Origin of the sequence: Minwuia sp. IMCC3060 (assembly GCF_029909435.1) — a bacterium.
Lineage (GTDB): Bacteria > Pseudomonadota > Alphaproteobacteria > Minwuiales > Minwuiaceae > Minwuia.
In genome coordinates this window covers 1,947,754-1,963,819 of the sequence record NZ_CP123782.1, presented here as the reverse complement: position 1 = coordinate 1,963,819, position 16,066 = coordinate 1,947,754, and the positions used below count along the sequence as shown (strand labels likewise).

At 63.9% G+C, this 16,066-nt stretch carries 12 protein-coding genes; 4 read left to right on the top strand and 8 right to left on the bottom strand.

The window, feature by feature from the left end; translation table 11 throughout:
- Positions 1-11 precede the first annotated feature (11 nt).
- Together QGV54_RS09195 and QGV54_RS09190 are read left to right on the top strand one after the other, a co-directional pair.
- Positions 12-971: an ABC transporter substrate-binding protein gene (locus QGV54_RS09195; protein ID WP_281017137.1), complete on the top strand. Its 960-nt coding sequence runs from the start codon at positions 12-14 to the stop codon at positions 969-971.
- 76 nt (positions 972-1,047) lie between these two features.
- A complete protein-coding gene (locus QGV54_RS09190; protein WP_281017138.1) occupies positions 1,048-2,550 on the top strand; it encodes an NAD(P)/FAD-dependent oxidoreductase in 1,503 nt (500 codons plus the stop codon).
- A 15-nt stretch (positions 2,551-2,565) separates the two neighbouring features.
- On the opposite strand, the gene panC is transcribed toward QGV54_RS09190, so the two are convergent.
- The 6 genes from panC to QGV54_RS09160 all read right to left on the bottom strand — a co-directional run bounded on the left by panC (position 2,566) and on the right by QGV54_RS09160 (position 9,961).
- Positions 2,566-3,426, bottom strand: coding sequence for a pantoate--beta-alanine ligase (panC, locus tag QGV54_RS09185; protein WP_281017139.1), 861 nt, complete (start codon positions 3,424-3,426; stop codon positions 2,566-2,568).
- Positions 3,427-3,453: 27 nt separating this feature from the next.
- A complete protein-coding gene (locus QGV54_RS09180; protein ID WP_281017140.1) occupies positions 3,454-3,933 on the bottom strand; it encodes a polymer-forming cytoskeletal protein in 480 nt (159 codons plus the stop codon).
- The gene (locus QGV54_RS09175; RefSeq protein ID WP_281020139.1) at positions 3,902-5,437 is read right to left on the bottom strand and encodes a peptidoglycan DD-metalloendopeptidase family protein; all 1,536 of its coding nucleotides are present in this window, start codon (positions 5,435-5,437) and stop codon (positions 3,902-3,904) included. Before QGV54_RS09175 ends, QGV54_RS09180 begins: the two co-directional genes overlap by 32 nt.
- A gap of 218 nt (positions 5,438-5,655) precedes the next feature.
- Positions 5,656-6,486 (bottom strand): ferritin-like domain-containing protein, encoded by an 831-nt coding sequence (locus QGV54_RS09170; RefSeq protein WP_281017142.1) that lies wholly within the window; start codon positions 6,484-6,486, stop codon positions 5,656-5,658.
- On the bottom strand, positions 6,483-6,953 hold the full coding sequence (locus QGV54_RS09165) for a peroxiredoxin (RefSeq protein ID WP_281017143.1): 471 nt from the start codon (positions 6,951-6,953) through the stop codon (positions 6,483-6,485). The genes QGV54_RS09170 and QGV54_RS09165 overlap by 4 nt, the downstream gene beginning before the upstream one ends.
- A 71-nt stretch (positions 6,954-7,024) precedes the next feature.
- A complete protein-coding gene (locus tag QGV54_RS09160; RefSeq protein ID WP_281017144.1) occupies positions 7,025-9,961 on the bottom strand; it encodes a bifunctional [glutamine synthetase] adenylyltransferase/[glutamine synthetase]-adenylyl-L-tyrosine phosphorylase in 2,937 nt (978 codons plus the stop codon).
- A 143-nt stretch (positions 9,962-10,104) separates the two neighbouring features.
- Between QGV54_RS09160 and QGV54_RS09155 the strand changes: the two genes are divergently transcribed.
- Positions 10,105-13,218 (top strand): DUF3971 domain-containing protein, encoded by a 3,114-nt coding sequence (locus tag QGV54_RS09155; protein WP_281017145.1) that lies wholly within the window; start codon positions 10,105-10,107, stop codon positions 13,216-13,218.
- A gap of 26 nt (positions 13,219-13,244) precedes the next feature.
- On the opposite strand, the gene QGV54_RS09150 is transcribed toward QGV54_RS09155, so the two are convergent.
- On the bottom strand, positions 13,245-13,901 hold the full coding sequence (locus tag QGV54_RS09150; RefSeq protein ID WP_281017146.1) for a TetR/AcrR family transcriptional regulator: 657 nt from the start codon (positions 13,899-13,901) through the stop codon (positions 13,245-13,247).
- Between the two features lie 205 nt (positions 13,902-14,106).
- Here QGV54_RS09150 and QGV54_RS09145 point away from each other — a divergent pair, with 205 nt between their 5' ends.
- Positions 14,107-15,195 carry a ferritin-like domain-containing protein gene (locus tag QGV54_RS09145; protein ID WP_281017147.1) on the top strand — a complete coding sequence of 363 codons (1,089 nt, stop codon included), beginning with the start codon at positions 14,107-14,109 and terminating at the stop codon, positions 15,193-15,195.
- 49 nt (positions 15,196-15,244) lie between these two features.
- On the opposite strand, the gene QGV54_RS09140 is transcribed toward QGV54_RS09145, so the two are convergent.
- A complete protein-coding gene (locus QGV54_RS09140; protein ID WP_281017148.1) occupies positions 15,245-16,039 on the bottom strand; it encodes an enoyl-CoA hydratase/isomerase family protein in 795 nt (264 codons plus the stop codon).
- Positions 16,040-16,066: the final 27 nt, after the last annotated feature.

The following is a 16,066-nucleotide window of genomic DNA, read 5'->3' as shown; positions in this document are numbered from 1 at the left end:
GTGAATATCTCATGAAAAGAATTCTGCCCCTGATGCTGTCAGCCCTGCTGCTGACGGCAACCGCCCTGCCTGTCAGGGCGGCGGACAAGCTGACCGTCCTGCTGGACTGGTTCGTCAACCCGGACCATGGCCCCCTGTATGTCGCCCAACAGATCGGCGCGTTCGAACGGCGCGACCTGGAGGTGACCTTCATCGCCCCGGCTGATCCGAACGATCCGCCGAAACTGGTTGCGGCCAGGCAGGCGGAGCTGGCCATCTCCTACCAGCCGCAACTGCATATCCAGGTGGCGCAGGGGCTGCCGCTCAAGCGCATCGGTACGCTGGTCGCGACGCCGCTGAACAGCCTCGTCGTTCTGGCCGACGGGCCGATCCGATCGCTGGCCGACCTGAAGGGCAAGCGGATCGGCTTCTCCGTCGGTGGCTTCGAGGATGCGATCCTGGCCGCGATGCTGGCTCCGCACGGGCTTTCGCTTTCGGACGTCGAATTGATCAATGTCAATTTCTCCCTCTCGCCTGCGCTCTACTCTGGTCAGGTCGATGCGGTGATCGGTGCGTTTCGCAATTTCGAGCTGAACCAGATGGACATTGTCGGCAAGCCGGGCCGTGCCTTCTTTGTGGAGGCAGAGGGTGTGCCCGCCTATGACGAACTCATCGTCGTCTCGCACCGGGATACGGTGGATGACCCCCGTCATGTGCGCTTCCTCGCCGCGATCGAGGAAGCGGTGCAGTACATGGTCAACGACCCGAAAGGTGCATGGGAACTGTTCCTTGTCGCCAACCCGGACCTGGACGATGAGCTGAACCGCCGCGCCTGGCGCGACACGCTGCCTCGCTTCGCATTGCGTCCCGCCGCGCTTGATCACGGGCGCTATGCCCGTTTCGCGGCATTTCTGGCGGCGCAGGGGCTGATCGAAAAGGCGGCTCCCGTCAGCGACTATGCGGTCGAAGCAGGTCGACAAGACGGGCGCTGAGGCAATATGAAGGACGTAACAGACCGGCGGTCAGTTAACGTCGGTCTGTTGTGGCCAGCTTGGGGAGGATTTGGGCATGAACGTCAATGTTGCGGCTCGGCATGAGGCAGATCAGGCAGCGACACACTTCGATGTACTGATTGTCGGTGCCGGCATCTCCGGCATCGATGCCGCCTACCATCTGCAGCAGCATTGCCCGGAACGCAGTTTTGCCCTGCTGGAGAACCAGGAGAGCTTCGGCGGGACCTGGCTGACCCATACCTATCCCGGCATCCGGTCCGACAGTGACCTGTTCACCTTCGGCTATGGCTGGAAGCCCTGGCACGGCAAGCCCATCGCGCGGGCCGACAAGATCCTGAGCTACCTGAACGAGGTGCTGGACGAGCAGGATATCCGCCGCCACATCCGCTATCAGCGCCAGGTCAGGACCGCGACCTGGTCCAGTGAGACCCAGACCTGGACGCTGGAGGTCCTGCAGCACGAAACGGGTGAAACCGTGGAGATGACCTGCAATTTCCTCTGGATGTGCCAGGGCTACTACAAGCATCAGGAAGGCTACACGCCGGACTTCCCCGGCATGGCGGACTTCAAGGGGCAGATCGTGCACCCGCAGCGCTGGCCGGCGGATCTGGACTACACGGGCAAGAAGGTCGTGGTGATCGGCTCCGGCGCGACCGCCGCGACACTGATCCCGGCCATGGCCGACGATTGCGAGCACATCACGATGCTGCAACGGTCCCCGACCTATTTCGCGGCCCGCCCGAACGTCAACGAACTGGCGGAGCAGTTGCGCAGCCTGGACATTCCGGAGGAGTGGACGCACGAGATCGTGCGCCGCAACATCCTGAAGGAACAGCGGATGATCACTGCCGCAGCAGTGCATACGCCGGAGGTGGTGAAGCAGCAGTTGCTGACCATGGCGAGGGAGCATCTGGGTGACGACTTCGACATCGACAAGCATTTCACCCCGTCCTACCGCCCGTGGCAGCAGCGGCTGGCGCTGATCCCGGACGGGGACCTGTTCCAGAAGCTGAAGTCGGGGAAGGCGTCCGTGGTGACCGACCGGATCGACACGTTCACGGAGACGGGCATCAGGCTGAAGTCCGGGGACGAGCTGGAGGCCGACATCATCGTCACGGCGACGGGCTTCAACATGGCGATCCTGGGCGACATTGCCTTCACCATCGACGGCAAGCCGATGAACTTCGCCGACCGGATCACTTGGCGCGGCTTCATGTATTCGGACTTCCCGAACATGGCCTGGGTCTTCGGCTACTTCCGGGCGAGCTGGACCCTGCGTGCGGATCTGATCTCCGCCTTCGTGACGCGGTTGCTGAACCATATGGCGGCGAAGGACGCGAAGTCCGTGACCCCGGAACTGCGGGATCAGGATCAGGGCATGAAGCTCGGCCCCTTCATCGATCCCGAGAACTTCAATCCCGGCTATGTCAGCCGCAGCCTGGACCGGATGCCGAAGCAGGGTGACCACGAACCGTGGCTGTTCGAGCATGACTATTTCGCGGAGAAGGACATCCTGCCGAAGGCTGATCTGGAGGACGGATCGCTGGTCTATCGCTGAGCGGCGGCAGGTCCGTCAGGTCGGCGTATCGACCGGTACATTGTCGATCAGGCGGGCCTTGCCGAGGTAGACGGCTGCGAAGGCGCGTGCAGGACGTTTTGGCCGATGGCTGAGTTCCAGCGTCTCGGCGTCGCGGACTTCCAGATAGTCCACCTGGCCGAACCCGGATTTCGCCAGTCGCTTCAGCCCCTTGTCGATGGAGCCGCGCACATCCTCACCACGTCCCGCGGTCTCGGCAATGTCCGTCAGGATGCTGAAGAGCTGCGGCGCGACGGCACGCTCCGGCTCGGTCAGATGCCAGTTGCGCGATGACATGGCGAGGCCATCCGCCTCCCGCACCGTGTCGATGCCGCGAATATCGACGGGGATGTTCAGGTCCTCGACCATGCGCCGTACCACCATCAGCTGCTGGTAGTCCTTGCGGCCGAAGTAGGCCCGGTCCGGCAGACACTGCAGCAGCAGCTTGGTGACGACAACGGCGACTCCGCCGAAGTGACCGGCCCGCGTCGCGCCGCAGAGACAGTCCGTCAGGCCGGCAACCTCCACGCTGGTGGCGAACCCGGACGGGTACATTTCGTCCGGCAACGGCGACCAGATGGCATCGACGCCGGCGGATGCCAGCATGGCTGCGTCACGATCCATGTCGCGGGGATAGGCCTCCAGGTCGGAGGCGCGGTCGAACTGCTTCGGATTGACGAAGATGGAGACCACGGTCCGGTCGTTCTGGGCGCGGGAATTGCGCACCAGGGACATGTGTCCGTCATGCAGGAAGCCCATGGTGGGAACCATGCCGACGCTCTCGCCGGACTGCCGCCAACCGCTGACCCGCGCGCGCAACTGGCGCACGGTGGTGATGATTTCTGGACTCTGGGTCATGGTATCAGGCGTTGCTGCTGACGATCATCAGGACGCACTGGCGACCCGGTCACCGTCGATGCTGACCGGTTTCACGGTCGGCGCCGGATCCTGATCGGGCTTCGTGCGCAGAATGGCCTTCAGCGGCTCGTCCATCATGCCCTTGCCATCCGCCTTGCGGACCTGGCCTTCGAGATGGGCACCCGCCTCCATGGCGAGGGAGGAATGCCAGATGTCGCCAACGACCCGCGCCGTGCTGGCAAGGGTCACGACATCCCCATGAATGCGTCCGCTGATCTGGCCCCGGATATCGACGTGCTTCGCCCGCACCTCGCCCTCCACCGCGGCACCCGTACCGACGACCAGCTTGCCGCACTTGATGTCGCCGATGACGCGGCCATCGATATGCACCTCGCCATCCGTGACCATGTCACCTGTGATCTCCAGGCCGCGACTGATGATGGAAGGAGGCGAAGGTTCGGTCTTGCGACCGGCCTCAGCCCTTGGCGTCTTCGACTTTGAAAACATTGCGTCCTGCCTTCAGGAATTGCTCCGGGTCGACAAGCTCCCCCTGGAACTCGATCTCGTAGTGCACGTGGCTGCCGGTACTGCGACCGCTCGACCCCATTCTACCTACCTGATCATGGAAAGCGACCCGGTCACCCACTTTGACGTCGATCGACCGCAAGTGCCCGTAACGGGTGATGAATCCGGCACCATGGTCGATCTCGACCATCCGGCCATAGGCGCCGTTCCAGTCCGCGAATGTCACGATGCCGGGTGCCGTGGCATGGATCGGTGTCCGTGGCGGCGCGGCTATGTCGATGCCCTTGTGCACCGACCGGCGACCGTTGATGGGGTCCTTCCGCGTGCCGAACTTGGAGGAGATGTAGCCGACCACCGTCGGGCGGGCGAGGGGCACACGCTCCAGCAGCACCTGCATGGTTTCCCAACGGGCGAGGTCCTGCTCCAGCGTGCCGACCACATGCTCGAAGCTGTCCTCAGGCGCATCGATGGCCACATCGATCTGCGGACCACCCTGTCCCTGACTGTCATCGCGTGCCGCGGCCAGCAGCTTGTCCAGCGGCAGGCCAGTCTGCTGCAGGGTGCGGGTCAGCGTGCCGATGTTCCGCCGCGCACGCTCGCCCACGCCCCGCAACAGCACGAGCTGGTTCTGCCGCACATCGTCGAGACGCATTTCCAGGTTGTCCACCAGACCGGCGAGGGCGGAGCCACGCTGCTCGGCAAGGACCTGGCCCTGATGGGTGTTGGTCAGGGCATCAGCGGTCGCGGCCAGCCGACGACGCAGGTCGGCATTGCTGCGACGGGTATCGCCCAGATCGTTGCGCAGGACACCAAGCTGGATGGCCAGCCTGCTGGCCTCCGACATGGCCAGATCCCGTGCGTCGGCTGTGGAGGCAAGCTGCCGCCCGCGATCCTTCAACTGCTGGCGCAGGGCGATCATGCCTTCCGTGGTTTCATTCAGGGCCGACTGCATGGCGCTGATCTGCTGTGCCTGGTCCCGCCGCGCATGTGTCTGCAGTTGCAGGCCGTTCGAGGCGCCCGCCAGTGCCGCCGACATCTCGACCAGGCGCTGCTCGACAAGCTGGCTCGCGGCGAGACGCGCGTTCAGGCGTCGGTTCAGGGCTGCGACCTCGTCATCCAGTTCGGCGGATGCAGAGCGTGTCCGGCGGTAGTCGTTCTCGACTGCTGCCAACCGGATCTGCGCCTGAGTCAGCTCTCCTTCAAGTTCACTTCGTGTCGCAAGAAGTCGGCGCAACTCACCGTACTGGCGTTCTATTTCGGTTGTTGCATTGGAATAATGTGCCTGCGTGGCGGCCAGCATGCCGTTCAGCCGCATGCGCTGCCGTTCCAGATCGACAATGGTCGATTGCTGCTGGGCAATGACGTCCGCGCGCCGCTCCCGATCAAATGTCGCGTACGACATCCAGCCGACAAGCGTCGCAAGCGCAACGAGTACACTGACCTGAAGCCCGGTTCCGATGGTGAGGTATCGGACCCGCGCGTCCACCCTCACAATGACGTTGCGTTCCGGCAATAGGTGCCGAACGCGGTCCCACAAGTGCGCCAACGCGCCAACCTCCTGCATTGGTTCGCCATCGGTTCCGGTCTGCAACGGTCCGACGATCAATCATGTTGTCCGGCCAAGCCACCCTGATGCCGGAATGATCTGGATAAAACGCAAATCAGACGATCAGTTCAACGACAAAAAACAATTGACAGTGTCGATCATGCATCAATGCCGGGCAGGGGATCGGCCAGGGGCTCATACATGTCCGGCTCCATGCCGGCTTCACGTCGCGCGGACTCGTTGAAGGGACGCTTCAGCTTTCCCCGGAAACCGGCGCGCACCTGCGCGTGCCAGTGCTGTTCCAGTTCCGCCCCGGCAAGTCCGGTCAGTGCGCCGTACCAGCGTGTCGCCGTGGCCACATGCGTGATCTCGTCACGGTAGATGACGGACAGGACCTGCGCGGTCTCCTCATCCCCCAGCCGCCGCATCCGATCGATCATGGCCGGTGTCACATCCAGTCCGCGCGCTTCCAGTACCATGTGCGCAACGGCCAGCCGGGCCACGAGATCGTGGGACGTATCCATTGCCGCTTCCCACAGACCGTCGTGAGCCGGCAGGTCGCCATAGTCAGCTTCCAGATCACGCAGGCGCTGTTGCAGCATCAGGAAATGCCGGGCCTCGTCATCCGCGACCTGCAGCCAGTCGTCGAAGAATCGCCGGGGCAGGGTCGGGGAGGCGAAGCGTGCCACCAGATCGACCGCCAGATCGATTGCATTGAGTTCGATGTGCGCGATGGCGTGGATCAGCGCAATACGGGTGGCGCGGGTGCCGCCCTTGCGCCGTCGCGGCATCTCGCGGGGCGGCAGCAGTTCCGGGCGGGCCGGTCGGGCCGGACGCCGTGGGGCATCCGGCTGACCAGGTACAGCGAAGCGTCCCGCCTGCCAGTCGGCATGAAGGCGGCGCGCCGCCCCGGCCTTCTCCACCGCGTCAGGGATGGAGAGGATCGCCGCCGCCGCCGCCGTCATGGTTTCGGGAATGGGAGGGGTCAAAGGGCCTTCACGGCCTCCAGCACTTCCTCCGCATGGCCCGGCACCTTCACCTTGCGCCAGGTCCTGGCAATCTTGCCATCAGCGCCGATCAGGAATGTCGAACGCTCGATACCCATCGACTTCTTGCCGTACATGCTCTTCTCGACCCAGACGCCATAGGCCTCGCAGACCGATCCATCCTCGTCGGCGGCCAGCACCACATCCAGTTCGTACTTGGCCTTGAACTTGTCGTGCTTCGCGACGGTATCCTTCGAGACGCCGATGACCTCAGCGCCCGCAGCGCGGAAGTCGCCGATCAGGCCCGTGAAGGCAATCGCTTCCTTGGTGCAGCCCGGTGTGTCGTCGCGCGGATAGAAGTAGAGGACAACAGCCTTGCCGCCCATTGTATCAAGGCTTGCCGTGCCGCCGCTGTCGGTCGGCATGCTGAACCCCGGTGCCTTGTCGCCTGTATCGACCCTGTCAGTCATGTTCTTCGATTCTCCCGTCGTTGTGGCGGCGAAACGGGTGTCGCCGCAGTCTGAATGCGTGCCGGTCCGGCTCAGTCCCGACCGACAATCCGATCATATACGTCACTGATCAGCGTCTGGGTTTCAACCAGCCTTTCGCGCACACCGTCGAATGATTCCGTTCCCATGAGACGGGCGAGCAGGTTGCGGAAATCCGGTGAGGCTGCTTCTTCGGTGAACTTGCCGCTGAAGCAGAGCCGCAGCAGGGACTGGGTCCCCTGCAGATCGGCATGGGCCTGGATCAGTGACCCGGTATCCGCCCCGTCCAGCAGGTCGTGCGCGCCCAGCCGCTTCAGCGCGGTCGCGACATTGCCACTGACGATCCCGGGATGGCGGTGGGCATTGGCCAGGATCAGGTACTGCACCATGAACTCCAGGTCGACGAGCCCGCCGCGAACATGTTTCACGCCCCAGATATCGCGGGTGCCGTGGTGCGCCATGATCCGTGCCCGCATGTCCCGGACCCTGTTGCGCAACTCGTCCGCATCCTGTTCCCGCGTCACCACTTCATGCAGGACGCGGTTCAGGTCGCACACCAGCGACTCGGGGCCGGTGATGACCCGCGCCCGCGTCGCCGCCATCAGTTCCCATATCCAGGCATCCTGCCGCATGTAGCTGGCGTAGGCGGAAAGCGGGACCGCGACGGCGCCGGAATTGCCGGACGGGCGCAGCCGCATGTCGACTTCGTACAGCATCCCCTCCGACGTCAGGCTGGAGATGGCGGTGATGTAGCGCTGACTGACGCGGGTGAACCATGGGCCGATCGACAGGGGGCTGTCCCCGTCCGAGCTTTGCACGTCCTGCCCGTCGTCATAGACAAAGACGAGATCCAGGTCGGACCCGAACGCGAGTTCCTGGCCCCCCAGCTTGCCCATTGCGATCACGGCCATGCCGGCGGGTGCGACGGTGCCGTGGCGCACCGCGACCTGCCGGATGACACGGGGCAGCAGGTCCTGCAGAACGGTATCGGCGGTGAGGCTGAGTCCCTCGCCCGCCACATGGGCGCCGATCCGCCCCTCCAGCAGGTCGACACCGATGCGGAACTTCCGTTCGTTCGCGAAACGCCTGACGGCGTCCAGTTCACCCTCGTGATCCTCGGCATGGGACTGCTCGACGGCAATCCGATCCAGCGCGGCCTGCGGGTCCAGCAGATCGTCGTCGCCGGGTTCCAGCAGACTGTCGAGCAGGTGCACCTTGCGGCTGAGTGTTTCAGCCAGCCCCGGCGCGGTTCCCATGATTCGGGCCAGCAGACGCAGCAGTCCCGGATTGGCATGCAGCAGCGACATGAACTGGATGCCGGCCGGCAGTTGCTTCAGGAAACTGTCGAAGCGTCGCAGGGCCGCATCGGGATTGGCCGTGGCGGCAATCGCCTTCAGCAGCGCCGGGACCAGATCGTTCATCAACTGGCGCGCGCGGGAGGTCCGGGTGGCCCGGTACCGGCCCGCATGCCAGCCCTTGATGGTCTCGATGATCCCTTCGGGTGACTGGAACCCCATCTGTTTCAGCGTCTCGACCGTACCCGGATCCAGATCGGTGCCGGTGAAGACCAGGTTGCCGCGATCTGCCGCCAGGCTCGGGGCCTCCGCGAACAGGTCGGCATAGTGATCATGGACCAGGGTCAGTTGCGCGGTCAGCGCTTCGGCAAAGGCATCCGCGTCAGCGAAGCCGGAGAAGCGGGCGAGCCGCCGCAGCGCCTCATCGGATTTCGGCAGCACCTGCGTCTGACTGTCATCGAGCATCTGCAGGCGATGTTCGATGCGCCGCAGGAAGCGGTATGCCTGTGCCATTTCCTCCGCCACATCCGGCTCCAGACGCTCGGCTGCCACCAGCAGGTGCAGGGCCTCGATTGTCCTGCGGTTGCGCAGGCTCGGATCCCGGCCCCCGAAGATCAGCTGCTGCGTCTGGGCGAAGAACTCGATCTCCCGAATGCCGCCACGCCCGACCTTGATGTCATGACCGGCGACGGTGATCCGGTCATGGCCCTTGTGGGCATGAATCTGGCGCTTGATCGACTGGATGTCGGCGATTGCCGCATAATCGAGGTTGCGACGCCAGATGAAGGCGTCGATCTCCTCCATGAAGCCTGCGCCCGCGACCAGATCTCCGGCGGCGATGCGTGCCTTGATCATCGCCGCGCGTTCCCAGTTCTGGGCCAGTGTCTCGTAATAGAGAATCGCCGCCTCCGACGATAGTGCGAGCGGGGAGGCCGCCGGGTCCGGGCGCAGCCGCAGATCGGTGCGGAACACGTACCCCTCCGGTGTGCGTTCCTGCATGAGCTGGACGAGCTTCCGGATCATGCGCGGATAGAACTCCCGGGGGGCTTCGAGTGCGCGGGCGTGAGCCGCCTGTTCGTCGAACAGGACGATCAGGTCGATGTCGCTGGAATAGTTGAGCTCACCGGCACCCATCTTGCCCATTGCGATGACGAACAGTCCTGACCCTTCAGCCGGGTCATCGGCATTGGCCAGCTTCATGTGGCCTTCGGCTTCGGCCTGCCTGAGCAGGAATCGCAGCGCACTCCGAACCGCGCCATCAGCGAAGTTGCTGAGGGCCTGCGTCACCTGTTCGACTGTCCAGACACCGCCGGTGTCGGCCATGGCGATCAATAATGCGATCCGGCGCTTGATACGGCGCAGGCTTCCCGCCATCTGTCGGAAGGAGGCCGGGTCCGACCAGCAACTCTCCAGCTGTCGCATCTCGGATTCCAGCAGGGTCTCGACGGGGACCTGCAACAGGGACACCGGCAGATCCGCCTCCCGGTGAATCAGGGCGGTCAGGTAGGGGCTGTTGCCAAAGATGCCATCCAGCAGTTCACCCATGTGCGGATGTCCGATGACGTTCTGCCGGTCCTCGGCTGTCACACCACCGTCAGACGTGCCCGCAGACAGCCATTTCTCGCGCGAACGTGCGACGGCGTCGGCATTGTCCACCAGTGGCTTTTCGATGATGCTGTCGGCAAAAGAGGTCAAGTCAGATTCCTGAGCTGGAACAATCGGGTCCACACGACCGTCCCACCAACCCTGAGCGCCACGCGCGGTCCGGTCAAGGCAGGCGTACGCGTCGTCGCGGTACCCGCAAACGCGGTATTGCGGGCCGTCTCGGCATGCTGCTGATGGCACTGCTCGGTGCCGTCTTCGCGGTCAGCACAGCCGCCGGTATCGTCGCGGCCTGGCGTCTGTCCGAAGGACCGGTCGCACTTGGTTTCATGACTCCCTGGCTGCAGGAACGCATCGGCGAACTGCCGAACGGCAATACCCTGCATTTCACCAGCGTGCAGGTCGTCTGGGACGGGGAGTCAGGCGCGCTGGATCTTGAGGTTCTGGACGCCGGCCTGACCTCGGCAGATGGCACCCAGGTCGCAAGCGTGCCCGAGGCCGCGCTGTCGTTCGATGGTGCTTCCCTGCTGCAGGGCCAAGTGAGACTGCGGACCGTCAAGCTGCGGGGGCTGATGCTCGATGTTCGGCGCAAGGTCGATGGCGGCCTCGAACTCGGACTGGCGGGTACGGACAGTGATGACGGGGAAGCAGACAGCGCCCTGCGTCCGATGAATGACTTGCTGGATGAGTTGTTCGCACCGGGGGACGGTGACACCGGGCCGTTCTCGCGGCTCAGCCGTATCGTGCTCCGGGACAGTCAGATTGTCCTGAACGATGTCGCCCGGAACCGGTTCTTCCTGCTGCGCGTTGACAGCATCTCCATCAGCGCCGCGTCCCGTTCAGTCCTCGTCGAGGGACAGATGGTTCTGGAGGCGGGACGGTTGGAACTGCCGCTCGATGTCGGACTCATCATCAACCGGGAGACCGGATTCACGCTGGCCAACATCGACTTCGAACCATTCTCGATCCCCGAAATGTCGGAGGCCCTGTCGGGCCCGAAACCATTGCTGGGGTTCCAGTTTCCGGTTTCGGGGCGTGTTTCCGTCCAGGTGAATGCCGAGGGCACTGCCGAGAAGATCCGGCTGGAACTGACTGCCGGTCGCGGCCAGATCGCCTTGCCCGGCATTCTTGCCGCGCCGGTGCCGGTCACCAGAGCCGAACTGAAAGGTGTCTTCGATCCGACTTCGCTGGTCCTGTCAGTCGACCGGCTCGACTATGATTCAGGTGTCGTGCAGGCCCAGGCCAGCGGGCGGGTCGCGATAACCGATGCTGGCCCTGACCTTGATATCGTGATCGAGGGCGATGATCTGCCCGTGGTGCTGATTCCGGCCTACTGGCCCGTGGATCGCGCCGCCAACGCAAGGAAATGGATCGAGGCACATCTGCTTGGCGGTCGCGCCGATCAGGTCCGGGCGCACCTGGACATGCGACCGGAGCACTGGTCGCTGCAGGTGCCGCCTGATGCGTCGCTGGACGTCCAGTTGAAGTTCCGGGACGCGCGCGTCGCCCTCTACGAACCCTATGACGACATTACGGGCGGCAAGGGCGCGGTGGCGGTCACCGGGCGGACCCTGAAGGTATCGATGGATCAGGGCCGGAGCGCCGGTCTGAAACTGTCCGATGGCGTCCTGAGCATTGACGACTTCGGCAAGGCCGCACCGCTGCTGACGACGGAGTTCGTGGGGGAGGGGACAATTGCCGCGTCCGTGGCGGCTTCCGTCCGTGGTGCCTTGGCCCGCTCCGTCGGCGGTGCGCCGGATGTTTCCGGCATGACTGGCGAAGCCGCCACCCGGGTACGCCTTTCGCTGCCCGTCTCGTCGGACACGAAGCTGGAAGAGATCAGCATTGCAGCCGCATCCCATGTGCGGAATGTCACGGCGGAAGGACTGTATGGCGGCATGCGGTTCACGGCTGATGCGCTGGCGCTTCGTGTCGATGCGGAACGTCTGGCCGTGGAGGGAGCCGGTGAACTGAACGATGTGCCATTGGCATTGCGCTGGATCCAGGAGTTCCGGCCGGATGACGGTTTCGGACAGCATTTCAGCGTCGGGGGCCGCATGGACCGCGCCTCGTTCACGCGACTTGGCCTTGAAGTGCCGGACTGGATCACTGGCGCGGTTGGTCTGCGCTCCGACATACACATCAAGGATGATGGCGTCATTGCCGCAACGGTGAACCTTGATCTCGTCCAGACGGGACTGGAGCCACCGGGCGGCGTCTGGCGGAAGATGCCCGGCGCACCAGCCGAGGCCGCGTTCCAGGTATTTCGTACCCCATCCAACGTCATACGTCTGGATGCGGTGGAAGTGTCCGCCCCTGATCTGACGTTCCGGGGTGCGGTTTCCGGCTCGCTGGCAGGCGGCCTGGAGAATCTGGAGATCGAGCTGCTGCAGTTGGGGGATGATCGCCTGTCCGGACAGCTTCGCCGCCTTGACGGGTCGGCCTGGGGACTGGATATCGCGGCGGAGTCACTGAATGCGGAACCCTTCGTCGGCATCACTCGGGAATCATCATCGGATGAGCCGTCCGAACTGAACCTCGAGGCGGCTTTCACGTTTGGCAGCCTGCGGCTTGATCCAGCGCTGACGATCACCAGCGCCAGCGGACAACTCTCTCTGGTTGATGGTCATCTCGCGCGGCTTGAGACCAGCGGGCTGGTCGGGGGAACGGAGCCGCTTTCGGTTTCCGTGACGCCGAAACAGCCCGGCACGGCGGGCGGCGTGGGGACCAGGGATCTGCTGGTCGAGAGTGGTGATGCGGGCGCCATGCTCTCCGCGCTGGACCTCACCGATGCCTTGCGGGGGGGCAAGCTGCAGATCACGGCAAGCATCGCCCCGGACGGGCAGGCCACGGGCTTGCTGGGGATAGACAGTTTCCGCCTGACGGAGACTCCCACAGCCGCACGCCTGCTTTCCCTCGCCTCCCTGACCGGGATCGGCCAGGCCATGTCGGGGGAAGGGCTGGGATTCGTGCGGGCCGATGTTCCGTTTCGCTATGACGGTGCGCGGTTGAGCTTCAGCGGCGCGCGGGCCACCGGTCCAGCACTCGGGATCACGGCCGATGGCTATGTCGACCGGGAAACAGAGGAAATCCGGTTGGTTGGCAACGTCATACCCGCCTATTCGCTGACCCGGGTGCTGGGGGCGATACCGCTGATCGGGACAATCCTGGGCGGCGATGACGGCATCTTCGGCGTGACCTACCTGATCGAAGGTCCGGCGGCCAGGCCGACCATTACCGTGAACCCGCTCTCGGCGCTGGCGCCAGGTATCCTGCGGCGCATGTTCCTGGAACCGGTGGATCCGAACCAGCAGCTCGAGACCTTCGAACCGCCGGTCAACGACCGGTAGAGTCGCCTCGGGCCGATGCCGAAGCCTCAGGGCCGCGATACAGGCAGTCCGGTGATGCGGCAGACGGCCAGGGTCAACTGGTCGACGAGAGCCGAATCGCCGATCTGGTAAGGACCCGGCCGGTTGATGATCGCGTTGTTCAGGGTGCCGATCACCATCTGCAGGGCGAATTGGTAGGTCCGCTTCTCGACTGTCTCGCGGAAATTGTCGCTGCATTCGGACAGGGACTCAAAGCTGACCCGGACGACACGAGCGCCGGCCTGCTGCAGCACGGAAATCGCGTCCGGCTGACGAAGCTGCCGGGCCGTGATCGCGCGCAGCAGGCCCTGATTGGCATGCAGGAAACCGTGCGCGACAGAAACGACGTGCCAGATCCCGACCTGGGCGGACAGGTCCTTGAAACGGGAAGGCGACAGTTCCTCGGTCACCAGGTCGTCCAGCTCGGCGACGACCTCCTCCAGAATGACATCCAGCAGGGCATCCTTGTCCTTGAAACGCTGATAGAGCGTCCCGACGGAACATCCGGCCTCTGTCGCGATCTGTTCCATGCGCAGGGTGTCGAACGGCACGTTCTGCAACAGGCTCCGTCCCGCCCGCAGGATGGCCTGCTGGCGCGCCATCGACCGTTGCTGTCGGACGGGCATGACACGTGCGTCGTTTTCTTCCGGGTCAGAGGCGCTCATGACTTCCCACCATGTTCATTCGTGTTGCCGTAGCCCATCGTGCGGCCTCACTCCAGCCCCGTTCGCTGAGGCACCGGTTTCGCGCGCATCAGCCGGATGGCCGGAGCGGGAACTGCGCCCTGATTCTTGCCAGAACAGGTATTCCTTGACAAGTGAATATGAATTCACTTTCATGTTTGTCAAACAGGAACAAGGGAGAGAGCAGATGACAACAATCGACCGCTATGTCCTGCCGGTGGAGAGCACTGGCTGGAATTTTGATGGCAAAACCGAGATCGCATTTGTCTGGGAGTATGATGACGAGCGCGAGAAGCTGCTGCAGCTCTACGACAAGGGAAAGAAGCAGCAGTGGGACGCCGCCGAGCGCATCGACTGGTCGATAGACCTGGATCCCGAGAACCCGATGGAGATCGATGACCGGATCGTTCCGATCTACGGGACCGACATCTGGAACCGGATGACGGACAAGGAAAAGACGCAGACCCGCATCCATCAGCAGGCCGCGCAGATCTCCCAGTTCCTGCACGGGGAGCAGGGTGCCCTGATCGCCACCTCCAAGATCGTGGCGACGGTGCCGCATCTGGATGCCAAGTTCTACGCCGCAACACAGGTGATGGACGAGGCCCGGCATGTGGAAGCCTACAACCGGCTGCTGCACGAGAAGATGGAACTGGCCTATCCGATGACCCCGGGCCTGAAGACGCTGCTGGAGCAGGGGCTGACCGACAGCCGCTGGGACATGACCTATCTGACCATGCAGGTCCTGATCGAAGGGCTGGCGCTGGCTGCGTTCCAGCGTATCCGGGACTATTCGACCAATCCGCTGGCCGCGGCCGTCAACGCCTATGTCATGCAGGACGAGGCGCGCCACGTTGCGTTCGGCCGTCTGTCGCTGCGGGACTTCTATCCGGAACTGACCCAGTCGGAGCGGGACGAGCGGGAAGAGTTCGTCGTCGAGGCCTGCTACCACATGCGCGACCGCTTCAACCAGATGGAAGTCTGGGAACAGCTTGGTCTGCCTGCCAGGGAGTGCGCCGCTGCAGTGATGGAATCACAGCACATGGCCCAGTTCCGCCAGCGCCTGTTCAGCCGCGTCGTGCCCATCGTCAAGGATATCGGTCTCTGGGGTCCGCGGGTCCAGAGCGCCTTTGCCGAGATGGGGGCGATCCAGTTCGCGGATGTGAATACCGAGGAGATGCTGGAGAACGACAGCAAGGTTGCCGATGAACATGACCTGAAGATGTTCGTCGAACGGGAAGCCGGACCACTGCCGAGCCAGGCAGCAGCAGGCTGAGGCTCAGGCGGACGCGGGCCGGATGCTGGTGCATGCGGCCCGCGCCTGATCAACTGCCTGTCCAGTTCGGCGGGCGTTTCTCCAGGAACGAGTCAACGCCCTCCTGATAGTCGTTGGATGTCTGGCTGAGGGCGTACTGGTCCAGGTCCATGAAGCTGACGGCATGGTTCAGCGCCTTGGCGGCCACGTCCACGTCGCGCTTGCACATGCGCACCTGCACCGGCGGCAGTGACGCGATGCGTTCGGCCATCTTCATGGATTCGGCCAGGGCTTCGCCCTTCGGCGCGACTTCGTCCGCCAGACCCCAGTCGAGCGCCCGATCCGCCCCTACGCGTTCTGCCATGACAACCACGCGCTTCGATTTTGCCGGGCCGCACAGGTTCACGAAGCGCGGGACCGAATTCCAGCTCATGTTCATGCCCCGCTCGATCTCCGAGACATAGAGCGTCGAGCCTTCCGCCATGACACGCAGGTCCAGCGACACGGCCAGCGCGACTCCGCCCCCGACGCACCAGCCCTCGATGGCGCAGATCGTCATCTGCTCCAGATCCTCCCAGGCCTTGCACATGCGCGGGCCGGTCTGCAGCAGCTTCCGCCGCTTCTGCAGCGGAGCCGTGCGCATGGCCACGGAATGGGGGTCCTTGAGATCGAAACCCATGGAGAAATTGTCTTCCCGGCCCGTCAGCACGATGACGGATGTCTCCAGATCCTCATCGAAGTGCTTCGCGATCGCGGTCAGTTCCTGCATGGCCTCCAGCGACAGCGGATTGGCCGCGACACCGCGATCGAAGCGAACGATCGCGATGCGTCCCATTTTCTCTATCGTCGAGAACTTCCATTCCATGGCTTCCTCCCCCATAACTGTCTGCCA